Annotated in this window: 24 protein-coding genes; 8 read left to right on the top strand and 16 right to left on the bottom strand. The window is 53.7% G+C overall.

What is annotated here, in order from left to right; genetic code table 11:
• Positions 1-9 precede the first annotated feature (9 nt).
• A complete protein-coding gene (gltD, locus tag M8370_RS16375) occupies positions 10-1,428 on the top strand; it encodes a glutamate synthase subunit GltD (protein ID WP_058661928.1) in 1,419 nt (472 codons plus the stop codon).
• A gap of 30 nt (positions 1,429-1,458) precedes the next feature.
• Here gltD and M8370_RS16370 read toward each other — a convergent pair whose 3' ends face one another.
• The 9 genes from M8370_RS16370 to zapE form a co-directional block, all read right to left on the bottom strand.
• A complete protein-coding gene (locus M8370_RS16370) occupies positions 1,459-2,010 on the bottom strand; it encodes a DUF1120 domain-containing protein (RefSeq protein WP_013098960.1) in 552 nt (183 codons plus the stop codon).
• Entirely contained in the window at positions 2,007-4,433 is a 2,427-nt protein-coding gene (locus tag M8370_RS16365) for a fimbrial biogenesis outer membrane usher protein (protein WP_250021392.1), read from the bottom strand. Before M8370_RS16365 ends, M8370_RS16370 begins: the two co-directional genes overlap by 4 nt.
• A 6-nt stretch (positions 4,434-4,439) precedes the next feature.
• Positions 4,440-5,147: a fimbria/pilus chaperone family protein gene (locus M8370_RS16360; RefSeq protein ID WP_038420707.1), complete on the bottom strand. Its 708-nt coding sequence runs from the start codon at positions 5,145-5,147 to the stop codon at positions 4,440-4,442.
• A 110-nt stretch (positions 5,148-5,257) separates the two neighbouring features.
• Positions 5,258-5,929 carry a DUF1120 domain-containing protein gene (locus M8370_RS16355; RefSeq protein WP_038983653.1) on the bottom strand — a complete coding sequence of 224 codons (672 nt, stop codon included), beginning with the start codon at positions 5,927-5,929 and terminating at the stop codon, positions 5,258-5,260.
• Positions 5,930-6,350: 421 nt separating this feature from the next.
• Positions 6,351-6,848, bottom strand: a complete 498-nt coding sequence (gene sspB, locus M8370_RS16350) for a ClpXP protease specificity-enhancing factor (RefSeq protein ID WP_013098964.1) — start codon at positions 6,846-6,848, stop codon at positions 6,351-6,353.
• 5 nt (positions 6,849-6,853) lie between these two features.
• A complete protein-coding gene (gene sspA / locus M8370_RS16345; protein ID WP_013098965.1) occupies positions 6,854-7,492 on the bottom strand; it encodes a stringent starvation protein SspA in 639 nt (212 codons plus the stop codon).
• A 308-nt stretch (positions 7,493-7,800) separates the two neighbouring features.
• Positions 7,801-8,193, bottom strand: a complete 393-nt coding sequence (gene rpsI, locus M8370_RS16340) for a 30S ribosomal protein S9 (RefSeq protein ID WP_000829818.1) — start codon at positions 8,191-8,193, stop codon at positions 7,801-7,803.
• Between the two features lie 15 nt (positions 8,194-8,208).
• A complete protein-coding gene (gene rplM, locus M8370_RS16335) occupies positions 8,209-8,637 on the bottom strand; it encodes a 50S ribosomal protein L13 (RefSeq protein WP_013098967.1) in 429 nt (142 codons plus the stop codon).
• 289 nt (positions 8,638-8,926) lie between these two features.
• Positions 8,927-10,051 (bottom strand): cell division protein ZapE, encoded by a 1,125-nt coding sequence (gene zapE / locus M8370_RS16330; protein WP_250021390.1) that lies wholly within the window; start codon positions 10,049-10,051, stop codon positions 8,927-8,929.
• Positions 10,052-10,240: 189 nt separating this feature from the next.
• Between zapE and zapG the strand changes: the two genes are divergently transcribed.
• The 3 genes from zapG (at position 10,241) to degS (ending at position 13,340) form a co-directional block, all read left to right on the top strand.
• The gene (gene zapG, locus M8370_RS16325; RefSeq protein ID WP_008502832.1) at positions 10,241-10,639 is read left to right on the top strand and encodes a Z-ring associated protein ZapG; all 399 of its coding nucleotides are present in this window, start codon (positions 10,241-10,243) and stop codon (positions 10,637-10,639) included.
• A gap of 172 nt (positions 10,640-10,811) precedes the next feature.
• Positions 10,812-12,179 carry a serine endoprotease DegQ gene (gene degQ / locus M8370_RS16320; protein WP_013098969.1) on the top strand — a complete coding sequence of 456 codons (1,368 nt, stop codon included), beginning with the start codon at positions 10,812-10,814 and terminating at the stop codon, positions 12,177-12,179.
• A gap of 93 nt (positions 12,180-12,272) precedes the next feature.
• On the top strand, positions 12,273-13,340 hold the full coding sequence (gene degS / locus M8370_RS16315) for an outer membrane-stress sensor serine endopeptidase DegS (protein ID WP_013098970.1): 1,068 nt from the start codon (positions 12,273-12,275) through the stop codon (positions 13,338-13,340).
• Positions 13,341-13,390: 50 nt separating this feature from the next.
• Here the strand turns inward: degS and mdh are convergent, their stop codons facing one another.
• A complete protein-coding gene (mdh, locus tag M8370_RS16310; protein ID WP_020687375.1) occupies positions 13,391-14,329 on the bottom strand; it encodes a malate dehydrogenase in 939 nt (312 codons plus the stop codon).
• Positions 14,330-14,726: 397 nt separating this feature from the next.
• Here mdh and argR point away from each other — a divergent pair, with 397 nt between their 5' ends.
• The 3 genes from argR to yhcN (M8370_RS16295) all read left to right on the top strand — a co-directional run bounded on the left by argR (position 14,727) and on the right by yhcN (M8370_RS16295) (position 16,212).
• Positions 14,727-15,197: a transcriptional regulator ArgR gene (gene argR / locus M8370_RS16305; protein WP_013098972.1), complete on the top strand. Its 471-nt coding sequence runs from the start codon at positions 14,727-14,729 to the stop codon at positions 15,195-15,197.
• A gap of 375 nt (positions 15,198-15,572) precedes the next feature.
• On the top strand, positions 15,573-15,836 hold the full coding sequence (gene yhcN, locus M8370_RS16300; protein ID WP_250021388.1) for a peroxide/acid stress response protein YhcN: 264 nt from the start codon (positions 15,573-15,575) through the stop codon (positions 15,834-15,836).
• Between the two features lie 109 nt (positions 15,837-15,945).
• Positions 15,946-16,212 (top strand): peroxide/acid stress response protein YhcN, encoded by a 267-nt coding sequence (gene yhcN, locus M8370_RS16295; RefSeq protein WP_013098974.1) that lies wholly within the window; start codon positions 15,946-15,948, stop codon positions 16,210-16,212.
• Positions 16,213-16,279: 67 nt separating this feature from the next.
• On the opposite strand, the gene M8370_RS16290 is transcribed toward yhcN (M8370_RS16295), so the two are convergent.
• The 5 genes from M8370_RS16290 to aaeX all read right to left on the bottom strand — a co-directional run bounded on the left by M8370_RS16290 (position 16,280) and on the right by aaeX (position 21,257).
• The gene (locus tag M8370_RS16290; RefSeq protein ID WP_013098975.1) at positions 16,280-16,552 is read right to left on the bottom strand and encodes a barstar family protein; all 273 of its coding nucleotides are present in this window, start codon (positions 16,550-16,552) and stop codon (positions 16,280-16,282) included.
• Positions 16,553-16,597: 45 nt separating this feature from the next.
• Complete coding sequence (locus tag M8370_RS16285) at positions 16,598-18,052, bottom strand: NAD-dependent succinate-semialdehyde dehydrogenase (protein ID WP_013098976.1); 1,455 nt, start codon at positions 18,050-18,052, stop codon at positions 16,598-16,600.
• An 88-nt stretch (positions 18,053-18,140) separates the two neighbouring features.
• Positions 18,141-20,108 (bottom strand): p-hydroxybenzoic acid efflux pump subunit AaeB, encoded by a 1,968-nt coding sequence (gene aaeB, locus M8370_RS16280; protein WP_013098977.1) that lies wholly within the window; start codon positions 20,106-20,108, stop codon positions 18,141-18,143.
• A gap of 5 nt (positions 20,109-20,113) precedes the next feature.
• On the bottom strand, positions 20,114-21,046 hold the full coding sequence (aaeA, locus tag M8370_RS16275) for a p-hydroxybenzoic acid efflux pump subunit AaeA (protein WP_013098978.1): 933 nt from the start codon (positions 21,044-21,046) through the stop codon (positions 20,114-20,116).
• Between the two features lie 7 nt (positions 21,047-21,053).
• Positions 21,054-21,257, bottom strand: a complete 204-nt coding sequence (aaeX, locus tag M8370_RS16270) for a p-hydroxybenzoic acid efflux pump operon protein AaeX (protein ID WP_003860416.1) — start codon at positions 21,255-21,257, stop codon at positions 21,054-21,056.
• Between the two features lie 178 nt (positions 21,258-21,435).
• Between aaeX and aaeR the strand changes: the two genes are divergently transcribed.
• Positions 21,436-22,362 carry an HTH-type transcriptional activator AaeR gene (gene aaeR, locus M8370_RS16265; protein WP_013098979.1) on the top strand — a complete coding sequence of 309 codons (927 nt, stop codon included), beginning with the start codon at positions 21,436-21,438 and terminating at the stop codon, positions 22,360-22,362.
• Positions 22,363-22,411: 49 nt separating this feature from the next.
• On the opposite strand, the gene tldD is transcribed toward aaeR, so the two are convergent.
• On the bottom strand, positions 22,412-23,857 hold the full coding sequence (gene tldD, locus M8370_RS16260) for a metalloprotease TldD (protein WP_020687383.1): 1,446 nt from the start codon (positions 23,855-23,857) through the stop codon (positions 22,412-22,414).
• Positions 23,858-23,898 lie beyond the last annotated feature (41 nt).

The following is a 23,898-nucleotide window of genomic DNA, read 5'->3' as shown; positions in this document are numbered from 1 at the left end:
GGAATTCAGATGAGCCAGAACGTATACCAGTTTATCGACCTGCAGCGTGTTGATCCGCCAAAGAAACCGCTGAAGATCCGTAAAATTGAATTTGTAGAAATCTATGAGCCGTTTTCAGAAGGCCAGGCCAAAGCACAGGCAGACCGTTGCCTGTCCTGCGGTAACCCTTACTGTGAGTGGAAATGTCCGGTCCATAACTACATCCCTAACTGGCTGAAGCTGGCCAACGAAGGGCGTATTTTTGAAGCCGCCGAGCTTTCTCACCAGACCAACACCCTGCCAGAAGTGTGCGGCCGCGTGTGTCCGCAGGACCGTCTGTGTGAAGGCTCCTGTACGCTGAACGACGAGTTTGGCGCGGTGACCATCGGTAACATTGAGCGCTACATCAACGATAAAGCGTTTGAGATGGGCTGGCGTCCGGATATGACCGGCGTGAAGCAAACCGATAAGCGCGTGGCGATCATCGGCGCGGGTCCGGCGGGCCTGGCCTGTGCGGATGTCCTGACCCGTAACGGCGTGAAGGCGGTGGTCTTTGACCGTCATCCGGAGATCGGCGGCCTGCTGACCTTCGGTATCCCGGCCTTCAAGCTGGAGAAAGAGGTTATGACCCGTCGCCGTGAAATTTTCACCGGCATGGGCATTGAGTTCAAACTGAATGTAGAAGTGGGCCGCGACGTGCAGCTCGACGATCTGCTGAAGCATTACGACGCCGTGTTCCTGGGCGTGGGCACCTATCAGTCCATGCGTGGCGGACTCGAGAACGAAGACGCGCCAGGCGTGTACGACGCGCTGCCGTTCCTGATTGCCAACACCAAACAGATCATGGGATATGGCGAAACGGCTGACGAGCCTTACGTCAGCATGGAAGGCAAACGCGTGGTGGTACTGGGTGGCGGTGACACCGCGATGGACTGCGTGCGTACCTCTATTCGTCAGAACGCGGCGCACGTAATCTGTGCTTACCGTCGTGACGAAGAGAACATGCCGGGCTCAAAACGCGAAGTGAAAAACGCGCGTGAAGAGGGCGTGGAGTTCCAGTTCAACATCCAGCCTCTGGGTATTGAAGTGAATGCCAACGGTAAAGTGAGCGGCGTGAAGATGGCGCGCACCGAGATGGGTGCCCCGGATGCCAAAGGCCGTCGTCGCGCGGAGATCGTGGCTGGTTCTGAGCACGTGATCCCGGCTGACGCGGTCGTCATGGCGTTCGGTTTCCGTCCTCACAGCATGGAGTGGCTGGCGAAGCACAGCGTTGAGCTGGATTCGCAGGGTCGTATTATCGCGCCAGAAGGCAGCGACAATGCGTTCCAGACCAGCAACCCGAAAATCTTCGCCGGTGGTGATATCGTTCGTGGTTCTGACCTGGTGGTGACGGCAATTGCCGAAGGCCGTAAGGCGGCAGACGGTATACTGAACTATCTGGAAGTGTAAAAAATGGCCCGGCGATTGCCGGGCCAACTTTTATTTTTTAAGCAGTTGCCAGGTTAAATCGGTCTCCAGCGCGGTTTGATCCGAAATATGGTTAAACGCGCTGTCATTGAGCACCGGGAAAATGGTGACGGTAAAGTTCATCTGCTGGCCGCTGGGTACCCTGCCGTTTTCAACCGCCACGACAGCCTCGTTATTGCGGATATAGAGCGATGACCCATTATCAGTATCCGGCGTAAAATTCACCTGATCCGTTGTTTTCCCTACGTTGTAGCTTTTACCATCCAGCGTCAGGTTGCTGACTTTTATCGCCACACCACCGTTCTGACCAAACTGAAAACGCCCTTTCTGACCAGAAGCCCCCTGTAACAGCGTCGCCATCTGCTGTTTTTCCGGGCAATAGACGCTGACATTTATGTCTTTTTCCGGCATTTTGTTCCAGCTCTGTTGGCTGGTGACAATGCTGTCACGCCGCATCTGGTGATAATCCACAACCGGCTGAGAGAGCGTTAGCTGACAATCGTCAGCATAAGAAAGGCACGGTAAAGCAAGCAGCAATAGCGCAGCCAGACGTTGAATGTTCATCGACATACTCCGTTAACTTCTTCGTAAAACGCGTCTTCGTCGTGCTTTTCAGGAAGCGTAAAATCAAGTTTGCACAGACGGTTATTGTCATCATCAACGACATAAAGCGCGCTAATCTGATCGGCATCGTTCAGGAAGACATGTCCGTCATCAACCACTGTCACCACGTAGTTATTTTTATCATCCACCACCGACAGACCTTTCTTCAGCGGCTTCCCGTCGGCCTGCTTAATACGTAACATCACGCGGCGGCTGTTCAATACTTTGAAGCTCACTTCGCTTACCGAGCCATGTGCAGCAGCAATATATTTGGTCCCGTTCGCCAGGGTCATGCTCTGCGGTAGCTTGTTCGCATCCACTTCGATACGTGAGTTACGCCATTCAGTCAGGCCGGGAATGACAGCCTGGCCCCAGCGGTCGGTCCAGACGGTGCCCTGCGGCGTGGTGATCTCAACGCCCGCTTTCGGTTCGCTGAGTCTGGCGATGGCAAACGTGTCCTTGATGGAATACGGTGAGAAGGTCACACCGTCTTTGTGCATCGCAATGCCGCCAGACAGAGTCGCATTGTAGTTACGCTGATGATCGCCGCTGGTACCGCCCCCGACGCTAAGCTGGGTGTAGTGAAGATTAGTGTTGATGTTGCCGTTGAAGCTGTTTTCCTGTGATTCGTCATCACGATCGGCAGAAATATAGTAGTTGGTGTTCTCCCCCAGCGACCCGCTGTTCGCCAGACCATAGCTGGTGCTGTCGGCCTGCTTACGCATATACGAACTCAGGCTCTGCGAACCGCCTAACGGAATGCTGAGGTTGATATAGAGCAGATCGTCGTCCTGGTCGTCATCCGTGCTGCCCACTGCGCTTTGCCAGTTCACGTTGATTGAAGCGTATTTGAAGGTTTTCCCCCACGACAGAAGCAAGTAGCGGGAATCTTCGCCGTCTCCTGCGGCCTGGTTGTAGCTCAGGCCCGCGCTAAATGCCCCGGCCAATTCTGTGGACCACCGTACGTTGGCCGAATAACTGTTGTCATAGCCCTGATAATCATCATCCATGGCATCTGCGAGTTCACGATAATCACCGCTGTAATGCGCCACGCTGGCAGACAGGCCGACATTCTCAGTCAACGAGTAATCGCTCTGGAGTTCGTTTTTGATACCGTTATCACTGTCGCCAAATTGCGCGTTGCTGGCGGCCATACTGGTTGAGACGTTCCAGCCATCGGTAACCATAAATTCTGTGCGCGCCCCCGCGGCCTGATAATCTTCAGCTACCACGCCGGAGGCAAGCAGGTTCATCCAGGGGAAAATTCGCCAGCCATCGGATACGTTGAACACCAGCGGATCGCTGTAGTCACTGTCTATACCACGCACCTGGCCCGCCGAAACGGTCAGGCCGTTTGGTTTTGAAAGATTTCGGGCTTTTACGGATGCGGCGGGAACAATGTAGCGGTTGGTCGAACCATCGGACTCCACAACGGTGACGTCAAGATCGACGTTGTTACGGACCATCGGGACGTCATCCAGCGTGAACGGGCCCGCCGGTACTAACGTGTTGAAAATGAGTCTTCCGTTTTGACGCACTTCAACGCGCGCCTGCGAGGTTCGGGCAATACCGGATACGCTCACCCCCGAACTGTCTTTCTGCAGACCGCTGGTCGGCATTAACTGCACACCGGTAATCGGGACGCCGCTTAACACATCTGACATGGCGTTAATTTCCCCCACCTGCATGGTCAGGCGTTGAGGAACAAACACATGCTCTGCGTAGGTATAAATACTCTCTGCGTTTCGGTTGCCGTTGTCATCCGTCAGGATATAGCGGCTGCGTAGCGACCAATCCATCGCGTTGAAGCCCGCCTCCAGGCTTGCCTGTGAGTAACGGTTACTGCTGCTGTCACTTCCGCTGTATTCGTTTTTGGTGCTGAAGAGCGAGTAGTTAAGCATGCCTGCCGTGCCGCCATGCTGGAAATTTTTGACATCAGCGCTCAGGCTGTTAAGTGCTTCCGCTGGCAGATAAAGCTCGACCGCTTCCTGGTTTGGCAAGGGATTGATCACCGCCTGAGCGTAATCGCTACGCAGATCATGGCAGGTCTCATTCGCCTTTATGGGCACCGGCATGAGACCAGCAAATTCCAGGAAGTCGTTATCAACGCACATCGTTCCGTCTTCACTGAAGCGTACGGCCGCTGTTCCGCGATCGTTACCGTTCACTTTGACAGAAACGGAATACGTCCCGGGTAAAAAGCGCGGCGCTTGTGCAAAATAGCGGTTTAGATCGGCCCCAAGACCACGTGATTTCAGGATATCAGTATCAAACGTCACCTCCCTCGCGTGGAGGGAGGGAGCATCAAGCAACATCAGAGGTATTGCGCTATAAATCACAGCGCGCACAAAAAGTGCAAGTTGGCTTTTTTTACGCACCGCCATAATCCTTTATTTTTTATTGAGATCCGAGATAAAGCTGGGCACTTCGACCCCATAGCGGCTGGCCGGGAAAAACTTCACTTTCGTGTTTCCACTGACGGATTTGCCCATAGAAACCGTCATGGTTTCACCGGGTAAAATGTAGGTTTTGGCAAGCGATCCGCTGATGCCTGAAGGCTGCAGCACCACGTTCTGTGCCAGACGCACAACATATTTGCTTGGGTTTTTTACCGTGACGGACGTGCCTGACGCGGTCCATTCGAGGAATTTCCACGCATCGGTTACCACGGCCAGCTTCGCAGGGCGAATTAGCACGGGCAGGTCCTGACGAATATTGATGCCAATTTTCACTTTATTGTCATCGCTCTTCGGCGGGATCCCTTCAAAGGTCACACGCTTGTAGTGCTCAACGTCCAGCGGTTTGCTGGTTTGCAGGATGAAGCGCAATTGCTGAGTCTGACCGGGCTCGAGACGTACCACGGGCTGAGTGGTGACAAGTTTCAGGCCTTTATCATCCGGCAGATCCACCACGTCGGTGTACAGCAGCGACGGATGGCTATCGGTATTTTTGACGTTGATGGTGCCACTGTGGGTCGCTTCATCAATCACCAGCAGACTGGTTTCTGGCACCATACCGGCTGCATGTACGCCAAACTGTGCAGAGAATAAAGCTGCGGCAGCGAGTGTTTTAAATAAAACCTTTTTAGAGCATGTCATATGTATATTCCTTGAAAGCACTACTTAACATTCCGTGTTGATGGCGCTTATTTTTGAGAGAAAGGGTGTTCCCTCTGCATTAAATTTAACTCACTTTAAATTTGAAAGAATTACAGATACTTTAGGCTGATCGTCAACTGACCATCCAGCCGGGTATCATCGGTAATAGCAAGCGTTGTGGTATTCTGAATAGCCAGAGACGTTACCAGCGGAAATGTTGCAGTCTGGAAAGCAAGCGGGTCAATACTTCCCGCTAATGCGACGGTAATATTACGATTATTTTCACCCTGACTTGAACCATCAGTACTCTTAGCCCAGGTCGTTGAGCCATTCTGCTGATATATTGGATCGACAGATTTTCCGTCTGCTGTAACGCTATTCACCTTCATAAACATGGCATAAGAGCCAATATTTACCGTGCCTGCTTTGCCAACGCCATAGGTCTGGTTAGTCGCACTCTGTGCCCCACCCGTAAATGTACCGGCAGAAACGGTTAATCCTGCGTTAGAGTCGGCGCGATCGTCTATCATATTCCAGGCCACTTTTGTTGCTGCCGTGCAGGTAATGGTGAGATCGATATTCCGTTGCCCTAACTGGTTCACCGCCGTAGAGGACAATTCACCTAAGCGGATATTTCCATAGTCCACCACGCCGCCATTGCTAAATTCAGGAGTACAGGCCGAGGCTGTCAGCGTCCCTTTAATTTTCAATATCGCGGTTTCAGCGGCAAACGTAGAGTTTACGCAAAGGAATAATGCTGTAGCCAATAGAATTTTTTTCACGAGTTAATCCATAACTTATGATTTAAAGAAAATAAAATTCGACTGAATTCATCCTTGATAGTCGCTATTACCTCCGTTTGCAAAATGCATGGTGCGATAATATAGAAATCATAAATACATGCAACTTAGGTTTATTAACTTTTCTTTTTAGATTTACTCAAACAATAGGCATGGTTTATAAAACAGAGGTTTCCAGTTCTTTTTAGACCATTTGTATTCAGAATAATTATTGCTTGCGATGATTTATTTTCGCTGGCTTTGTATTCCAAAATTTCTGTCATATAGAATAAAGCATTGCACTGTCTTAATTTTGTACAAATCTATACATAGAAAAAATATTCGTTCAACAGGCGCTTAATCTTTACATCGACAAAAAAAATCCAGCCGACTGAGGAGGGCTGGATTTTATAATGGATGACGCTTATTTTACCACTCTGAGAGCCGGACGCCCGCCGCGTGGTGGCGGATCGTCATCAGGATCGTTTTCATCCTGGCGGTCAGGTTTGTCGCCGTCAATAACCGACATCACCGTGTCGCTGTCTCGCTCCCCGGTTGCATCGTCTTCATTCAGGCTGGCAACGTCTTCATCGTAAGCCGCTTCCGGCTCGAACATCGTACCCGCGCCGTTTTCCCGCGCGTAGATAGCCAGCACCGCGGCCAGCGGCACGGAAACCTGACGTGGTACGCCGCCGAAACGCGCGTTAAAACGCACTTCGTCGTTCGCCAGTTCAAGATTACCCACCGCACGGGGGGCAATGTTCAAAACGATCTGTCCGTCACGCGCGTATTCCATCGGAACCAGCACGCCCGGCAACGTCACATCCACAACCAGGTGCGGCGTGAGCTGGTTATCCAGCAGCCATTCATAGAAGGCGCGCAGCAGATACGGACGGCGTGGTGAAAGTTGTGACATTTCCACAGTCATTAGCCTCGGCCGAGACGCATTTCACGTTCCGGTTCAGTTAAGGATGCCAGGAAGGAGTCGCGTTCAAAGACGCGGGTCATATAGCCTTTCAGCTCTTTTGCGCCCGGGCCGCTGAATTCAACGCCAAGTGTCGGCAGGCGCCACAGCAGCGGTGCCAGGTAGCAGTCCACCAGGCTGAACTCATCGCTCAGGAAAAACGGTTTCTGGCCGAACACAGGGGCAATCGCCAGCAGCTCTTCACGCAGTTGTTTACGTGCAGCGTCTGCTTCTGAAGCAGAGCCGTTTTCGATCACGTTCATCAGCGTGTACCAGTCTTTCTCGATACGCTGCATGTACAGGCGGCTTTCGCCACGCGCAACAGGGTAAACAGGCATCAGCGGTGGATGCGGGAAACGCTCATCCAGGTATTCCATAATGATACGGGATTCCCACAGGGTCAGCTCGCGATCCACCAGCGTTGGTACACTTTGGCTCGGGTTGAGATCGATCAGATCCTGAGGTGGGTTATCCTTTTCCACATGCTCGATCTCAAAACTGACACCCTTCTCGGCCAGCACGATACGAACCTGATGGCTATAAATGTCAGTAGGACCAGAAAACAGCGTCATTACCGAACGTTTGTTGGCAGCGACAGCCATGAAAACCTCCAGGTATATTCAGAATTTTTACTGCTACCGGCCCGGTGGGGCCAGCCAGATGATGTAGCGCCCATCCCAGAGAAGACACATTGTTCAAGAATCGAACAAAAATCGAGTATTCACCGATATTTGGGCAGAAAATTGGATGATAGTTTACCAGATTTTGATGGCTTTGTGGTGAGGGGATTCTGGAAATGCGGAAAAAGAGGAGATATATGCATTGATAATGTGGATAACCTGAGCATTACCCATAAAAAAACCCGCCGAAGCGGGTTTTTCGCCAATCGTTCTGCGTGAGCAGAAAATGATTAACGTTTGGAGAACTGTGGACGACGACGTGCTTTACGCAGACCCACTTTCTTACGTTCAACCTGACGAGCGTCACGAGTAACGAAGCCAGCTTTACGCAGTTCAGAACGCAGGGATTCGTCGTACTCCATCAGAGCGCGGGTGATACCGTGACGGATCGCACCTGCCTGACCGGAGATACCACCACCTTTAACGGTGATGTACAGATCCAGTTTTTCTACCATATCAACCAGTTCCAGCGGCTGGCGAACTACCATGCGGGCAGTTTCGCGACCGAAGTACTGTTCCAGAGAACGCTGGTTGATTACGATTTTACCGTTGCCCGGTTTGATGAACACGCGAGCTGCGGAACTTTTGCGGCGACCAGTGCCGTAGTATTGATTTTCAGCCATTGCCTATAATCCCGATTAGATGTCAAGAACTTGCGGTTGCTGTGCCGCGTGGTTGTGCTCGTTACCTGCGTAAACTTTCAGTTTACGGAACATAGCACGACCCAGCGGGCCTTTTGGCAGCATGCCTTTAACCGCGATTTCAATCACACGCTCAGGACGGCGAGCAATCATCTCTTCAAAGGTCGCTTCTTTGATACCACCGATGTGGCCAGTGTGGTGGTAGTACATTTTGTCTTCGCGCTTGTTGCCGGTTACAGCAACTTTTTCTGCGTTCAGAACGATGATGTAGTCACCAGTATCAACGTGCGGAGTGTATTCCGCTTTGTGCTTACCGCGCAGGCGACGAGCCAGTTCAGTAGCCAGACGGCCCAGAGTTTTACCGGTCGCGTCAACAACATACCAGTCGCGTTGTACGGTTTCTGGTTTAGCTGTAAAAGTTTTCATTAAAAGCTTACCCAAATAATAAGTTACACGTTGGTGAACACCCAAACGTTTAGTCAGTTGAGGTTCACACGACAAAGTCCGGCAAACCTACCCCTTCGAATAGCTCATGCCGACACATAGAAAGTTTCGGGAAAAAAACCTTCTCGTAACGTGGGGTCGCAAGATTATAGAGAAGTTGAGGTCAAAGATCGACCCTTAAATGTGATTTGGAATGGGTTTTTCGGGGGGCGAGTTTTTGCGGTCCGGTGCCCTCACCCCCAGCCCCTCTCTCACGGGGAGAGGGTAGCATTTAAGGCATATGCTCCAGCTTCAGGTATTCCTCGCTTTGCATCTCCTGCAGGCGCGACAGGCAGCGCTGGAACTCAAACTTCAAACGTTCCCCCTGATACACCTCATATAAAGGCACCTCGGCGCTCACCACCAGCTTGACGTGGCGTTCGTAAAACTCGTCCACCAGCGCAATGAAGCGTCGCGCTTCGCTTTCCATCAGCCGTGTCATGACGGGTACATCCAGCAGCATCACCGTGTGGAACAGGCGCGAAAGAGCGATGTAGTCGTGCTGACTGCGGGCATCCACGCACAGCGTCGCAAAAGAGACCGCCAGCGTTTGGTTTTCAACACCGAGCGTGGGCAACGGACGATGGTTAATCTCCAGCGTCGGGGCGTTTTCGCGCTTTGCCCCCGCCAGCGCCAGCCACAGTTTATCCATCTGGCGGGTGGTCTCGGCATTCAGCGGTGAGAGCCACAGGTGCGCCTGAGTCAGCGTGCGCAAACGGTAATCCACGCCCGCATCAACATTCATAATGTCACAATGCTGTTTGATGGCATCAATGGCAGGCAGGAAACGCGACCGCTGGAGGCCGTTACGATACAGCTCATCCGGCGGAATATTCGAGGTGGCGACCAGCGTGATGCCGCGGGCAAACAGCGCTTTCATCAGGCCGCCCAACAGCATGGCATCGGTGATATCCGAAACAAAAAACTCATCGAAACAGAGGACGTCCGTTTCAGCTTTAAACCTGTCAGCCACAATCTCCAGCGGATCGCTTTTGCCCTGCAGCGCCGTTAACTCTTCATGTACTCGCAGCATAAAGCGGTGGAAGTGCAGGCGTTGTTTACGCTCACCCGGCAGGCTCTGATAAAACAGATCCATCAACCAGGTTTTCCCGCGACCGACACCGCCCCACATATATAAACCGCGTGCCGGAGCGTTAGCCTGTGGCTCTTTTTTTCCGAGCAGCCGGCTCAATGCCGCCTTCAGCCCACCGCTCTGCCCTGCTTCCGCAGGTTTTGCCGTAAGCTCATGGAAAAGGGTATCCAGACGGTTAACCGCTTCACGTTGAACGTCATCCGGCTGATGTGAGCCCTCGTCCAGGGCCAGTTGATATCGCGATGCGGGGGACAGGTTTTGCATAATCTTGTTGTTATTCCTTCAATTAAACCTCATCAGCAGGCGTGACTGATGAAAAAAAGGCCGTTCTACACTACGCGATGATACGTCAGGATTCCACTTCTGCAGAAATAGCGGTTATAGTGGCAATATCAGGCACAGGCAGGAGCCGAGCCAACACCCTACGGAACAACAAGACAACGGGAGAAGTTCATGACCTGGGAATATGCGCTAATCGGTTTAGTCGTCGGCATCGTGATCGGTGCTGTGGCCATGCGTTTCGGTAATCGCAAATTGCGTCAGCAGCAGTCACTGCAATACGAACTGGAAAAGAACAAAGCCGAGCTGGAAGAGTACCGCGAAGAGCTGGTCAGCCACTTTGCCCGTAGCGCTGAGCTGCTGGACAACATGGCGACCGACTACCGCCAGCTGTATCAGCACATGGCAAAAAGCTCCAGCAGCCTGCTGCCGGAAATGACCGCGGAAACCAACCCGTTCCGCAACCGTCTGGCAGACTCTGAGGCCGGTAACGATCAGGCCCCTGTTCAGATGCCTCGCGACTATTCTGATGGCGCGTCCGGCCTGCTGCGCGGTGGTGTTAAGCGCGATTAATCACACAACCTGAAATTATTTTACGGGCGCAGCGATTGCGCCCGTCCTTTCTTCCTGACCCCAGCTATTATTTAGTTAAACACCTCATTGTTCAGCGGTTTAAAATTCAATAACATCAACGTGTTTTTGGGCCCGTTTTTTCCTTTACTCCAGGTTACGAGAGTCAGCATCGATGAAGAAAAAGAACCAGCTGTTGAGCGCGTTAGCGTTAAGTGTCGGGTTATCTCTCTCGGCGTCCTTCCCTGCCTTTGCCGCCCTTCCCTCGCAGGTGCCGGGCCAGACGGCGATTCCGAGCCTCGCACCCATGCTGGAAAAAGTGTTGCCTGCAGTAGTCAGCGTGCAGGTAGAAGGCACTGCCGTGCAAAGCCAGCGCGTACCTGAAGAACTGAAAAAATATTTTGGCGATGAGTCGCCCGACCAGCAGGCTCAGCCTTTTGAAGGGCTGGGCTCAGGCGTCATCATTGATGCGGCCAAAGGCTATATTCTGACCAACAACCACGTTATCAGCCAGGCCGATAAAATCAGCGTGCAGCTGAATGATGGTCGGGAATTTGATGCCAAACTGATCGGCGGCGATGACCAGAGCGACATCGCGCTGTTGCAGGTGCAAAACCCAAGTAATCTGACCCAGATTGCCATCGCCGACTCCGACAAACTGCGCGTCGGCGACTTTGCTGTTGCCGTGGGCAACCCCTTTGGTTTAGGACAAACGGCGACCTCCGGGATCATTTCCGCGCTGGGGCGCAGCGGCCTGAATCTTGAAGGCCTGGAAAACTTTATCCAGACCGATGCCTCAATTAACCGCGGGAACTCCGGCGGGGCGCTGCTGAACCTTAACGGCGAGCTGATTGGTATTAACACAGCAATCCTCGCGCCAGGTGGCGGCAGTATCGGGATCGGGTTTGCCATTCCCAGCAATATGGCCAAAACGCTGGCACAGCAGCTTATCCAGTTTGGTGAAGTCAAACGCGGCCTGTTGGGCATCAAAGGGATGGAGATGAGCGCCGATATCGCAAAAGCGTTCAACATCAACGTGCAGCGCGGTGCGTTCGTCAGTGAAGTGCTGCCCAATTCCGGCTCGGCAAAAGCGGGCATTAAATCAGGTGATGTGATCGTCAGCCTGAATGATAAGCCACTGAGCAGCTTTGCAGAGCTGCGCTCACGTATCGCCACCACCGAACCGGGCGCCAAAGTGAAGCTGGGCCTGATTCGTGACGGCAAACCGCTGAATGTGGAAGTGACGCTGGACAAGAGCACCTCTTCCTCCGCCAGTGCGGAGCTTATCGCCCCGGCACTGCAGGGCGCGACCCTCAGCGACGGGCAGCTTAAAGACGGCACCAAAGGCATCAGCATCGATACCGTAGAGAAGAGCAGCCCTGCCGCGCAGGCGGGATTGCATCAGGATGATGTGATCATCGGCGTGAATCGCACCCGCGTGCAGTCTATCGCTGAGCTGCGCAAGGTGCTGGAAAGTAAACCAACGGTCATTGCCCTGCAAATTATGCGCGGCAACGAATCTATCTATATTCTGTTGCGCTAAGCATTTGCTATCCCGGGTATCACCGCCGCGTGTGATGTCCGGGATAACTCATGTTATGCTGCAAACCGTTCCTTTTTTAACGACACGCGCATCATGCTTTTAAAGCTCTTTCGTTCCATTGCCATCGGTTTGATTGTTGCGGGCCTGCTGTTAGCGGCCATGCCGTCTTTACGCCAGTTCAACAAGCTGTCGGCTCCCCAGTTTGACAGCGCGGATGAAACGCCTGCCACCTATAATCAGGCCGTTCGCCGTGCCGCACCCGCAGTGGTGAACGTCTACAACCGTGGTCTTAACAGTTCAGCCCATAACCAGCTGGAGATCCGTACCCTCGGCTCCGGCGTGATTATGGACGATCGCGGATACATCATTACCAACAAGCACGTGATCAACGATGCTGACCAGATCATCGTCGCACTTCAGGATGGCCGCGTGTTTGAGGCCTTACTTGTCGGCTCTGACAGCCTGACCGATCTGGCCGTGCTGAAAATCAACGCCACCGGCGGGCTGCCGGTGATTCCGATCAACCGAAAACGCACTCCGCACATTGGCGATGTGGTTCTGGCTATCGGTAACCCATACAACCTGGGGCAGACCATCACCCAGGGGATCATCAGCGCCACAGGTCGCATCGGTCTGAACCCATCGGGACGGCAGAACTTCCTGCAAACCGATGCCTCCATCAACCACGGGAACTCCGGCGGCGCGCTGGTCAACTCGCTGGGCGAGCTTATGGGTATCAACACCCTCTCCTTCGATAAAAGCAACGATGGCGAGACGCCGGAAGGGATCGGCTTTGCCATTCCGTTCCAGCTGGCAACCAAAATTATGGACAAGCTGATCCGGGACGGTCGCGTGATCCGCGGTTACATCGGGATTGGTGGTCGCGAAATTGCCCCTATGCATACGCAGGGTGGCGGGATCGATCAGATTCAGGGGATTGTGGTTAACGAAGTGGCGCCTGGTGGACCGGCTGCCAATGCGGGCATTCAGGTTAATGATGTCATTCTGTCGGTCAACGGCACACCGGCGGTCTCTGCGCTTGAGACGATGGACCAGGTGGCAGAAATTCGCCCGGGTTCCATCATCCCGGTTGAAGTCATGCGCAACGATAAGAAACTGACGCTGCATGTGACCATTCAGGAATACCCGGCCACCAACTGACGGGCATAAAAAACGGAGCGTAGCGCTCCGTTTTTTTTACCGGGACAAGATCACTTGTTAACGAACTCTTCGCCCAGCGTGATATCTTTCTTCAGCGTGTCCAGCATGCCTTCCATCGCGTTTTGTTCAAACGCGCTCAGCGTGCCAATTGGCTTACGCTCTTCGATACCATTTTTACCGAGCAGCAGCGGCTGGGAGAAGAAGCGCGCGTGTTCGCCATCGCCTTCAACATAAGCGCATTCAACCACGCCCTTCTCGCCCTGCAGCGCGCGAACCAGTGACAGACCGAAACGTGCAGCCGCCTGGCCCATAGACAGCGTTGCAGAACCGCCACCCGCCTTCGCTTCCACCACTTCGGTGCCTGCGTTCTGAATACGTTTGGTCAGGTCAGCCACTTCCTGCTCGGTGAAGCTTACGCCTGGGATCTGCGACAGCAGCGGCAGAATCGTCACACCAGAGTGACCACCGATGACCGGCACTTCAACTTCCGTAGGCTGCTTGCCTTTCAGCTCAGCCACGAAGGTGTTAGAACGGATGATATCCAGCGTGGTCACACCGAACAGCTTGTTCTTGTCGTAAACGCCTGCTTTCTTCAGCACTTCTGCCGCAATAGCGACCGTGGTGTTCACCGGGTTAGTGATGATACCGATGCACGCTTTCGGACACACTTCAGCGATCTGCTGCACCAGGTTTTTCACAATGCCTGCGTTGACGTTGAACAGGTCGGAACGATCCATACCAGGCTTACGCGCCACACCGGCGGAGATCAGCACAACGTCAGCACCCTGCAGCGCAGGACGTGCGTCTTCGCCGGAGAAGCCTTTGATGTTAACAGCGGTCGGGATGTGGCTCAGGTCAACCGCCACACCTGGGGTTACCGGAGCAATGTCGTACAGGGAGAGTTCTGAGCCTGAAGGCAGTTGGGTTTTCAGTAGTAGGGCAAGCGCCTGGCCGATACCACCAGCAGCGCCGAGGACTGCGACTTTCATCCTAAACTCCTTATTATGGTTAACTTAAGTATCTGTAAATCCGTTGCGGCGACCTTAATTCAGCAGGTAATTAATTACAATTTTCGTAGCTAAAGAATTTGAGGTCACGCGACTTTCTCTCTTCCCAGAAGACTTTCTGACAACAGACGGCAACGAATTAAGAGGTGGTTACAATACACCCTGCCACGCCACCAAAACAACATCATTTTGATAACATTTAATTTACTTTTAAGCTTATTTGCGTGGCGTGACCCAGGCATGTTTTCCGATAACGAAATCTGATAATATCACTCCCTTTCATAACATTATTTCAGGCTACTGCCTGGTAGATAATTTGCATAAAAATTCATCCACATGCATAATAATGTTGTTTCTATCGTCATATTCCGGGTGACTTATGCGAAGCTCGTCTAAGCAAGAAGAATTAGTAAAGGCGTTTAAAGCGCTACTCAAAGAAGAGAAATTTAGTTCTCAGGGAGAAATTGTTCAGGCGCTGCAGGAACAAGGCTTCGACAATATCAACCAGTCGAAAGTCTCCCGTATGTTGACCAAATTTGGCGCGGTGCGTACCCGTAACGCCAAAATGGAGATGGTCTATTGCCTGCCAGCTGAACTTGGCGTGCCGACAACCTCCAGCCCGCTGAAGAATCTGGTTCTGGATATCGACCACAACGATGCCGTTGTGGTGATCCACACAAGCCCTGGTGCCGCACAGCTGATTGCCCGCATGCTGGACTCTCTGGGTAAAACGGAAGGGATTCTCGGTACCATCGCCGGTGATGACACCATCTTTACCACGCCAGCCAACGGCTTTTCGGTGAAAGATCTCCACGAGGCGATCCTGGTTCTGTTCGAACAGGAGCTGTAATCATCTCTCCCCGTAGCGTCGCTACGGGGTTCATTCTGCCCCCGCTGCGTTTTCCCCTGTTTTCTCCTGTCCTCAATTTAACAAATAGTGCTTTTTACCACTCATTAACATTCAGCCAGTGAATGATAAATCAAAGAATCGCACAAAATATCAAAATCATTTATCCATATGATTTACTTAGATATAACACGCCAACGCGAACAGAAAATGACCAACATTATGCCATTAGGTTATAAAAATTGCGCTGTTTAACACGTAATTACCCATGAAACAATTAGCCTGGTATTAATTTTTACCGTTATTAGTGTATACTTGATTTTGTGATGAGGGTCACGAAACAAAGACCCCACTAAAAAATTCGACGAGGTAAAAATCATGAAAATCAAAACAACTGTAGCGGCGCTGAGCGTCCTGTCTGTCCTGTCATTCGGTGCTTTCGCAGCAGATTCCATTGATGCCGATCAGGCGCAATCCCGTGAGGCTATCGGTACGGTTTCTGTCGGCGCAATCGGCACGTCTCCAATGGACATGCATGAGATGCTGAACAAAAAAGCGGAAGAACAAGGTGCATCATCCTATCGCATCATTGAAGCGCGTTCCGGTGACCACTGGCACGCTACCGCTGAGCTGTATAAATAAGTTTTAGTAATAACAGAAGACGACTATCTCCACTCAACGGCACCAGGCATAAAAATAGCAGTTCAACCCTTCTCGCCGTTGAGCAAAAACCTCTTCAGGAGCAAAGACTATGAAAACCAAATTAATCATCGCAACCCTCGGTCTGGCATCGGTTCTCTCTTTCGGCGCAAGCGCAGCCGTCCAGCAGGTGAATACCGAGCAGGCGCAAAATCTGCAGTCTATGGGTAGTGTTTCCGTAACGTCCGTCACCGGCTCTCCGATGGATATCCGTCAGGAGCTGGCTGCAAAAGCTGAAAAAGCAGGCGCCAGCAGCTACCGCGTCACCGAACTGAATCAGGGTGACCACTGGCACGCTACGGCAGAACTGTATAAATAAACCCTCGTCGTATCTCATCATACGACTTGCCCCTGGTCTCGCTGGTCAGGGGCTTTTTTTCGCGTAATCAATGGCGCGCGTTGAAACGCAACTGCCCTTCCAGCTCTTCTTCTGCTTCATCAAACAATAAAATCAGCGCCCCAAATCGTCTGCGCAGCTTATCGGGCAGATGAATAAACTCTATCTCCAGCGGTAACGGCAGCTGACTGCCGGTCACCACATCCCACAGCATATCCAGATTCGTGACGCTTTCCCGTTCCAGATCAAACGCCCGGATAAATTCACGATAGAAGTCTTCCTGACTGTCGATCTCGTCAAAATCAAAGGTATAGGTTTTCATTGCCAGCCACTCAGTCCAGGCGAGCGGCAGATGCCGCCCTGTCTATTATAATCCCCCGATATGCAGGGTTTTGACTTCCAGATACTCTTCCAGCCCCAGCACGGACCCTTCTCGACCCAGGCCAGACTCTTTTACCCCACCAAAAGGTCCAAGCTCCGTGGAAACGGCGCACTCATTAATCCCAATCATCCCGCTTTCGATTGCCTGCGAGACGCGGAAAACGCGCGACAGATTCTGAGTATAAAAGTAAGCCGCCAGACCATAAGGCGTGTTGTTGGCGCGCTGGATGACTTCATCTTCAGAAGTGAAACGGAAGCAGGCGGCAACGGGACCAAACGTCTCTTCTTCCGCCAGTTTCATGCCTTCATGACAGTCGCCAAGCACGGTGGGCATCCAGAAATTGCCGCCAAGCGGGTGTGGTTTACCGCCCGCCAGGACCGTCGCCCCCCGGGCAACAGCGTCTTCCACATGCTCGCGCACTTTGTTCACCGCGGAGGGTTCAATCAGCGGGCCTACGACTACACCGTCTTCCAGACCATTTCCCACTTTCAGCGCGTTCACCGCATCGGCCAGTTTGTTCACAAACTTGTCGTAGACGGTTTCCTGAATATAGAAGCGGTTAACGCTGACGCAGACCTGTCCGGCATTACGGAATTTGTTGGCGATTGCCCCTTTGACGGCAGCATCGATGTCCGCATCTTCAAACACGATATACGGGGCATTCCCCCCCAGCTCCATCGAAACTTTTTTCATGGTGTCCGCGGCGTTACGCACCAGCGTTTTGCCGACGGAAGTGGAGCCGGTAAACGAGATTTTCCGCACCTCGTGGCTCGCCATAATCGCGTCGCTGATCTCATGCGTATTACCGGCCACGGCGTTGAGGACCCCATCCGGCACACCGGCCTGTTTCGCCAGCGTGAGCAGCGCAAATGCGCTGAGCGGGGTGTTGTTTGCCGGTTTGATGACCCCGGTACACCCCGCGGCCAGCGCCGGGCCGAGCTTACGGGTGAGCATCGCCATCGGGAAGTTCCACGGCGTAATTGCCGCCACCACCCCCACAGGCTCACGGGTAGCCAGAATGCGGGAGCCCGGTTTGATCGGCGGAATAATTTCACCGTTAGCGCGCTTGGCCTCTTCGGCAAACCACTGAATAAAACTGGCGGCGTACTCCACCTCGCCTTCAGCTTCTTTCAGGGGTTTGCCCTGTTCGGTGGTCATTAACCGACCAAGCCAGCTTTTATTCTCAATAATCAGTTCATACCAGCGATAGAGAATGGTCGAGCGCTCTTTCGCGGTTTTGGCCCGCCAGGCAGGGAAGGCTTTCGCGGCGGCGGCAATCGCCTCTTCGGTTTCTGCTTTACCGGCTTTCGCCACTTTGGCGATAACATCACCGGTGGCCGGGTTCAACACATCAAACGTCGTGTCCAGCGGTTTCCATATGCCGTTAACCAGATAACCGGTCTGAAAAAGAATGTGGTCCTGAAGCGCCTGGGTAGTCATGTGTCCTCCCTTTCTGAATGTAAGAGCCTGCAGAAATAAGTATAGCCACAAAAAAACCGACGCTTTTAGCGTCGGTTTTTTACTTCAGTCAGTTATCCGTCAGGACATTCTGGTAGCGGTGCAGCATAAACACCAGCCGCGCTACCGGCTCTGTCACCTGAGGAGGTGCTTCCCAGACCCTGAGCTTCTCCTGGTAGACATCCAGCTCTTCCAGCAACTGCTTAAAGTAACGGCGTCGTTTGTCATCACTGGAGGCGGAAAGCACATGGTCCGCGGTACGGCGCAACTGGCGGTGGAATGCCGACAGATCGTCGTTGATGGGCACCGGTGCGTTACGCAGACGCTGATGCGCAATGATCATGGTTAACGCCAGACGAAAGCGGGCAATGTCGCCAGGGAACTTATTCAACAGTAAAAACAGCTGCTGATAGAGCGCAGGCAGATGGTTCTCTTTACGGCGCGCAGTGTTGGTGGTCATGGAGGAGACAGCCGCCGAAACGAACTGGTTCAACAGCACGCGACCTGTTCGCGCCTGGGAATTGTCGCGCACCAGCAGAATCACCATCATCGCCAGGAAACAGCCCACCAGCTGACCCAGGGCGCTGTCGAGGAACTGGCTGAAATGGAACGTCATGGGGTTATCCAGCACCAGAATGTTAATAGTACTGGCGAGGGCACCGAGCGATCCCAGACGGCGCTTCTGCACTTCTATCCCGATAAAGAATGCCATCACCGCAAGACTGATACAGAGCAGCAACATGCTCTGCTGCGTGGACGGGAGGATCACCAGGAAATAGAGCGCGCCAAGCGGTAACGCGGCAATCGTGCCGTACAGGAAATCGATAGCGACCATACGCGGGTTGGGCAGACGCATTGCCAGCGCCGTGACGACAGCAATCATGACCATCGCGCCGCTGCCGGAGGTCCAGCCAGTCCACAGCCAGAACAGCGTGCCGAGCATACAGGCAAGCGTGGTACGCCAGAAGTTGACCATCGCGTGGTGGCGCTCAGCCGATTCCGCCTTGATCACCACTTCACCCTGCAGGACTTCCTCTTCCGCCGCGCTGATTTTCGTATTGCCGATCACGCCCCGTTTCAGCAGCAGGTAGCGCGTCGCGGCGCCAACCCACGTATAAATGGTCACCGGTGTGTCGCGCTCTCCGGTCCAGGCAATGACCCGCCGCATGCGTTTGAGCTGCTTATGTACGTCCTGCACCGTTTCCACCGGCTCGGCAAACAGTTCGCGGAAGGTATCGGTAACCGATTCCGGGCGGGTGTTCTGAATAAGGTAGGTTTCGCACGCCTGGGTAATCAGCGTTAAGGAGACGGTATTGATCGCTTTAAGACGACGGTTGGCGCGCGCCCAGCGCGAGGACTCCATGTTAAGGTTACTGCGCATCCCTTCCAGCGCCTGCGTGCGGCGAACCAGTCCACTCCAGGCTTTGTCCACCTCTTCGCTGTCACCGTGCTTGATGCAGAGCTGCATCAGCTGATACTGGGAGACGATCAGCGCATCCAGTTCGCGATCCACCTCCTGTTTGATGGAGCGAGGGGAGAAAAGCAGGTCAGCAACAATTGCGCAGACGATACCAATCACGATCTCACTGCAGCGTTCCACGGCAAACTGCGGCGCGAGCAGCGGTTCGGTTTGAATGGTGATGACAATAATCAGTGCGGTATAACCCGCCAGCCCCCAGGCGTAAGAGTTTTCGACCTTCACCAGAGAGGAGAGCCAGGTGCAGAAGCCCGCCCAGATACAGCACACCAACACCATTAACAGTGGCGTGCGGATCATCAAAATGATAATGGTGAGCGCGGCGATACAGCCGATAAACGTCCCGATGATACGCAGCATTCCGCGATAGCGGATCGCCCCGGAATAAGGCTCCCCACCTGCCGCGAATGCCGGGCCAGCCGCGACAATCGCCGCCGTTAACACCGCCCAGCGGGGGGTTTCCAGCTGGAAGTGAAAGCCGACAAACAGCGCCAGCACAATGGCACTCGCCAGCTTCACGGCGAAGCGAATGTGCTGGCTGGCGATAGTAAAGATCCCCATAGCGATTAACCAAACTCGCGCAGACGATGGGCGATTTTACGGAAAATAGAGTCCTGGCTGGCGTCCCGGTCTTTCTCACCGGTGATCACCACCGTCGCGGTTGTGCCCGCAGGCCACAGGTTGCCCTGCTGTTCGTCCAGATGAATACGTACCGGCACACGCTGGGCCAGGCGCACCCATTCCAGGTTGGAATCAACCGTCGCCATCCCTTTCGCATCATTGGAGCTGCTGGAGTTGGTGACGCCAGCCGCAACGCTATCTACGGTACCTTTAAAGACGCGGTTGCTGCCAAGCGGCGTGATCTCTGCGCGGTAGCCCGGACGAACGCCTTCCAGTTTGGTCTCTTCCATATAGGCAAGCACATAGAATGAGTTTTGTTTCACCAGCGCCACGGCGGTTGAACCGCGGGTGATAAACTCCCCGGCATAGACATTCAGGTTGGTGACCCAGCCATCGGCAGGTGCGCGGATCACGGTACGCTCCAGATCGAGCTTCGCCAGGTCGCGCGTCGCCTGCGCCTTTGCCAGCTGATGCAGCACGGTTTGCAGCACGTTGTTAGACTGATCGATCTCTTCCCGGGACATCGCCTGAACCCCCAGCTGGTTACGGCGGCCCGCCTCGCGGCGTTTCTCCGCAGCCAGCGCCTGGTAATAGGCGACATCCGCTTCCGCTTCTTCCAGTGCTTTCTGGTAACGCGGCTGGTCAATGGTGAACAGCACCTGGTCTTTCTTCACCAGCTGGTTATCGTGGACGTTAACCGCCGTGATAAGACCGGCCACGTCGGGGGCGATCGCCACAACATCGGCGCTAAAACGCGCGTCACGCGTCCACGGTGATTCGGTGTAATAGACCCAGGCGCGAAAAATAGCGATGAACGCGAGGATAACCAGCGCCATGGTGATGGCGGTGCGGGAGATTTTTCTTGTTAGCGTTTTCACATCAACCTCAGACAAACATGCGCGATATCAGGTAGAACAGGCAGCAATACAGCGCGGTATTGAACAATGCAGGGTGCCAGACGAAATCGTAGATCCCGGTAGGAACCAGCACCTTGCGCACCAGCCAGAAGATCGCCAGTGATAAAAGAAGCTCGAAAAATATCGGTGGGAACGACAGACCGAACACCACGATAACGGGAAACAGACTCATGTTGACCTTGATAAGAGAGAGTGCAGGCTTCAGAATTTTTAGCGCACGCCACCGCGGGAGAGCAAGAAACGCCGGGCGAGAATGGCGCAGCCGTTATGTAATTAATAATATATTAACGTAACTGTTATGCTGTTATCTATAATATGTGATCTAAATCACTTTTAAGCCAGAGTGAACAATGGAACGTTTAAAACGCATGTCGGTCTTCGCCAAAGTGGTTGAACTTGGCTCATTTACTGCTGCTGCCCGGCAGTTGCAGATGAGCGTCTCCTCCATCAGTCAGACGGTGTCAAAACTGGAAGATGAACTGCAGGTGAAGCTGCTCAACCGCAGCACCCGCAGTATTGGTCTGACGGAGGCGGGTAAAATTTACTATCAGGGCTGTCGCCGCATGATGCATGAAGTGCAGGATGTTCACGAGCAGCTCTATGCCTTTAACAACACGCCCATCGGGACACTACGGATTGGCTGTTCTTCAACTATGGCACAAAATGTTCTCGCCGCCATGACCGCAGAGATGCTGAAAGAATATCCGGGATTAACCGTGAATCTGGTTACCGGTATTCCCGCCCCGGACCTGATCGCAGACGGGCTGGATGTGGTGATCCGCGTTGGCGCGCTGCAGGACTCCAGCCTCTTCTCCCGTCGACTCGGGAGTATGCCGATGGTGGTCTGTGCCTCGAAGAGCTATCTGGCGCAGTACGGCGTGCCGGAGAAACCAGCCGATCTCGCCAACCACTCCTGGCTGGAGTACAGCGTCCGCCCCGATAATGAATTTGAACTGATTGCCCCGGAAGGCATTTCTACCCGACTGCTGCCGGAAGGACGGTTTGTCACCAACGACCCGATGACCATCTCGCGCTGGCTGGTGGCGGGCGCCGGGATCGCTTACGTCCCGTTAATGTGGGTGATCAATGAGATCAACAGCGGAGTGCTGGAGATCCTGTTCCCTCGCTACCAGTCCGATCCGCGTCCGGTGTATGCCCTGTATACCGAAAAAGACAAACTGCCGCTTAAGGTGCAGGTGTGCATTAACTATCTGACCGAGTATTTTGTGGAGGTTGCCGAACTGTTTCAGGGCATGCGGGGAAGAAGGAAAGAGTAGGTATTTCCCCTCTCCCCGTTGGGGAGAGGGTTAGGGTGAGGGGAGAAAATTACGCCGTGCCGCCCACCGTGAGGTTATCGACCTTGAGTGTCGGCTGGCCCACGCCCACTGGCAGGCTCTGGCCCTCTTTACCGCAGACACCCACGCCGTTGTCCAGCTTGAGATCGTTACCGACCATGGAGATCTGCTGCATGGCTTCGATACCGGAACCAATCAGCGTCGCGCCTTTCACCGCTTTGGTCACTTTGCCTTTTTCGATCAGATACGCTTCTGACGTAGAGAAGACGAATTTACCGGAGGTGATATCCACCTGACCACCGCCAAAGTTTGGCGCGAAGATCCCGTAATCAACAGACTCGATGATCTCCTGCGGCGTGGACTGGCCTGGCAGCATGTAGGTGTTAGTCATACGCGGCATCGGCAGATGCGCATAAGATTCACGACGGCCGTTACCCGTTGGCGCCACGCCCATCAGGCGCGCGTTCAGTTTGTCCTGCATATAGCCTTTCAGCACACCGTTTTCGATCAGCACGTTGTACTGACCCGGCGTACCTTCATCATCGATGGAGATAGAGCCACGGCGATCAACCATGGTACCGTCATCCACCACCGTGCACAGTTCAGAGGAGACAAGCTGCCCTATCTGACCGCTAAATACCGAGGTGCCGCGGCGGTTAAAGTCCCCTTCCAGACCATGCCCCACGGCTTCATGCAGCAGCACGCCCGGCCAGCCAGCGCCCAGTACCACCGGGAATGTCCCCGCAGGTGCCGCCACGGCAGAAAGATTCACCATCGCCATACGCACGGCTTCTTTTGCCCACGCGTCGGCACGGGCTTCACCGTCGACGTCACCCAGGAACCAGTCATAACCAAAACGACCACCGCCGCCGCTTGAGCCACGCTCGCGCTTGCCGTCCTCTTCCACCTGCACGCTGATGGAGAGACGCACCAGCGGACGGACATCCGCCGCCAGGGTGCCGTCCGTCGCCGCGACCAGAATCAGTTCATAGACACCGCTCAGGCTGGCAGACACTTCCTGTACGCGTTTATCAGCAGCACGCGCCACTTTGTCCACGCGGCGCAAGATATCCAGCTTCTCTTCACGGCTCATGCTCTGCAGCGGGTCGATGCTGGTGTAGAGCGCAGAATGCTGCACCTCACCCAGCGTTTTAACACGGCCATCGCCTGCGTCACGCACGATGGTACGTGCCGCCTGCGCGCTCTGCTCCAGCGCAGCCAGGCTTATCTGGTCCGCATAGGCAAAACCGGTTTTCTCGCCGCTGATGGCGCGCACGCCAACGCCCTGGTCAATGTTGTAAGAACCATCTTTGATGATGCTGTCTTCTAAAACCCAGGATTCGTGATAGCTCGACTGGAAATAGAGATCGCCGTAGTCGAGACGGCGTTCGGTCAGTTGACCAAGAATGGAGAACAGGTCCTGATGGCTCAGGCCGTTCGCTGCGAGCAAATGTTCACTTACCAGGTTCAGACTCATCGTATTGCTACTCGTTCGTTGCCGCCTGTGGCGGTATAAAG

The sequence above is a fragment of the Enterobacter cloacae complex sp. OE43NF genome, assembly GCF_023544405.1.
In the GTDB taxonomy this organism is placed as follows: Bacteria; Pseudomonadota; Gammaproteobacteria; order Enterobacterales; family Enterobacteriaceae; genus Enterobacter; species Enterobacter cloacae.
Note: the sequence above shows the minus strand (reverse complement) of the source record. Positions and strands in the feature narration are given on the sequence as shown.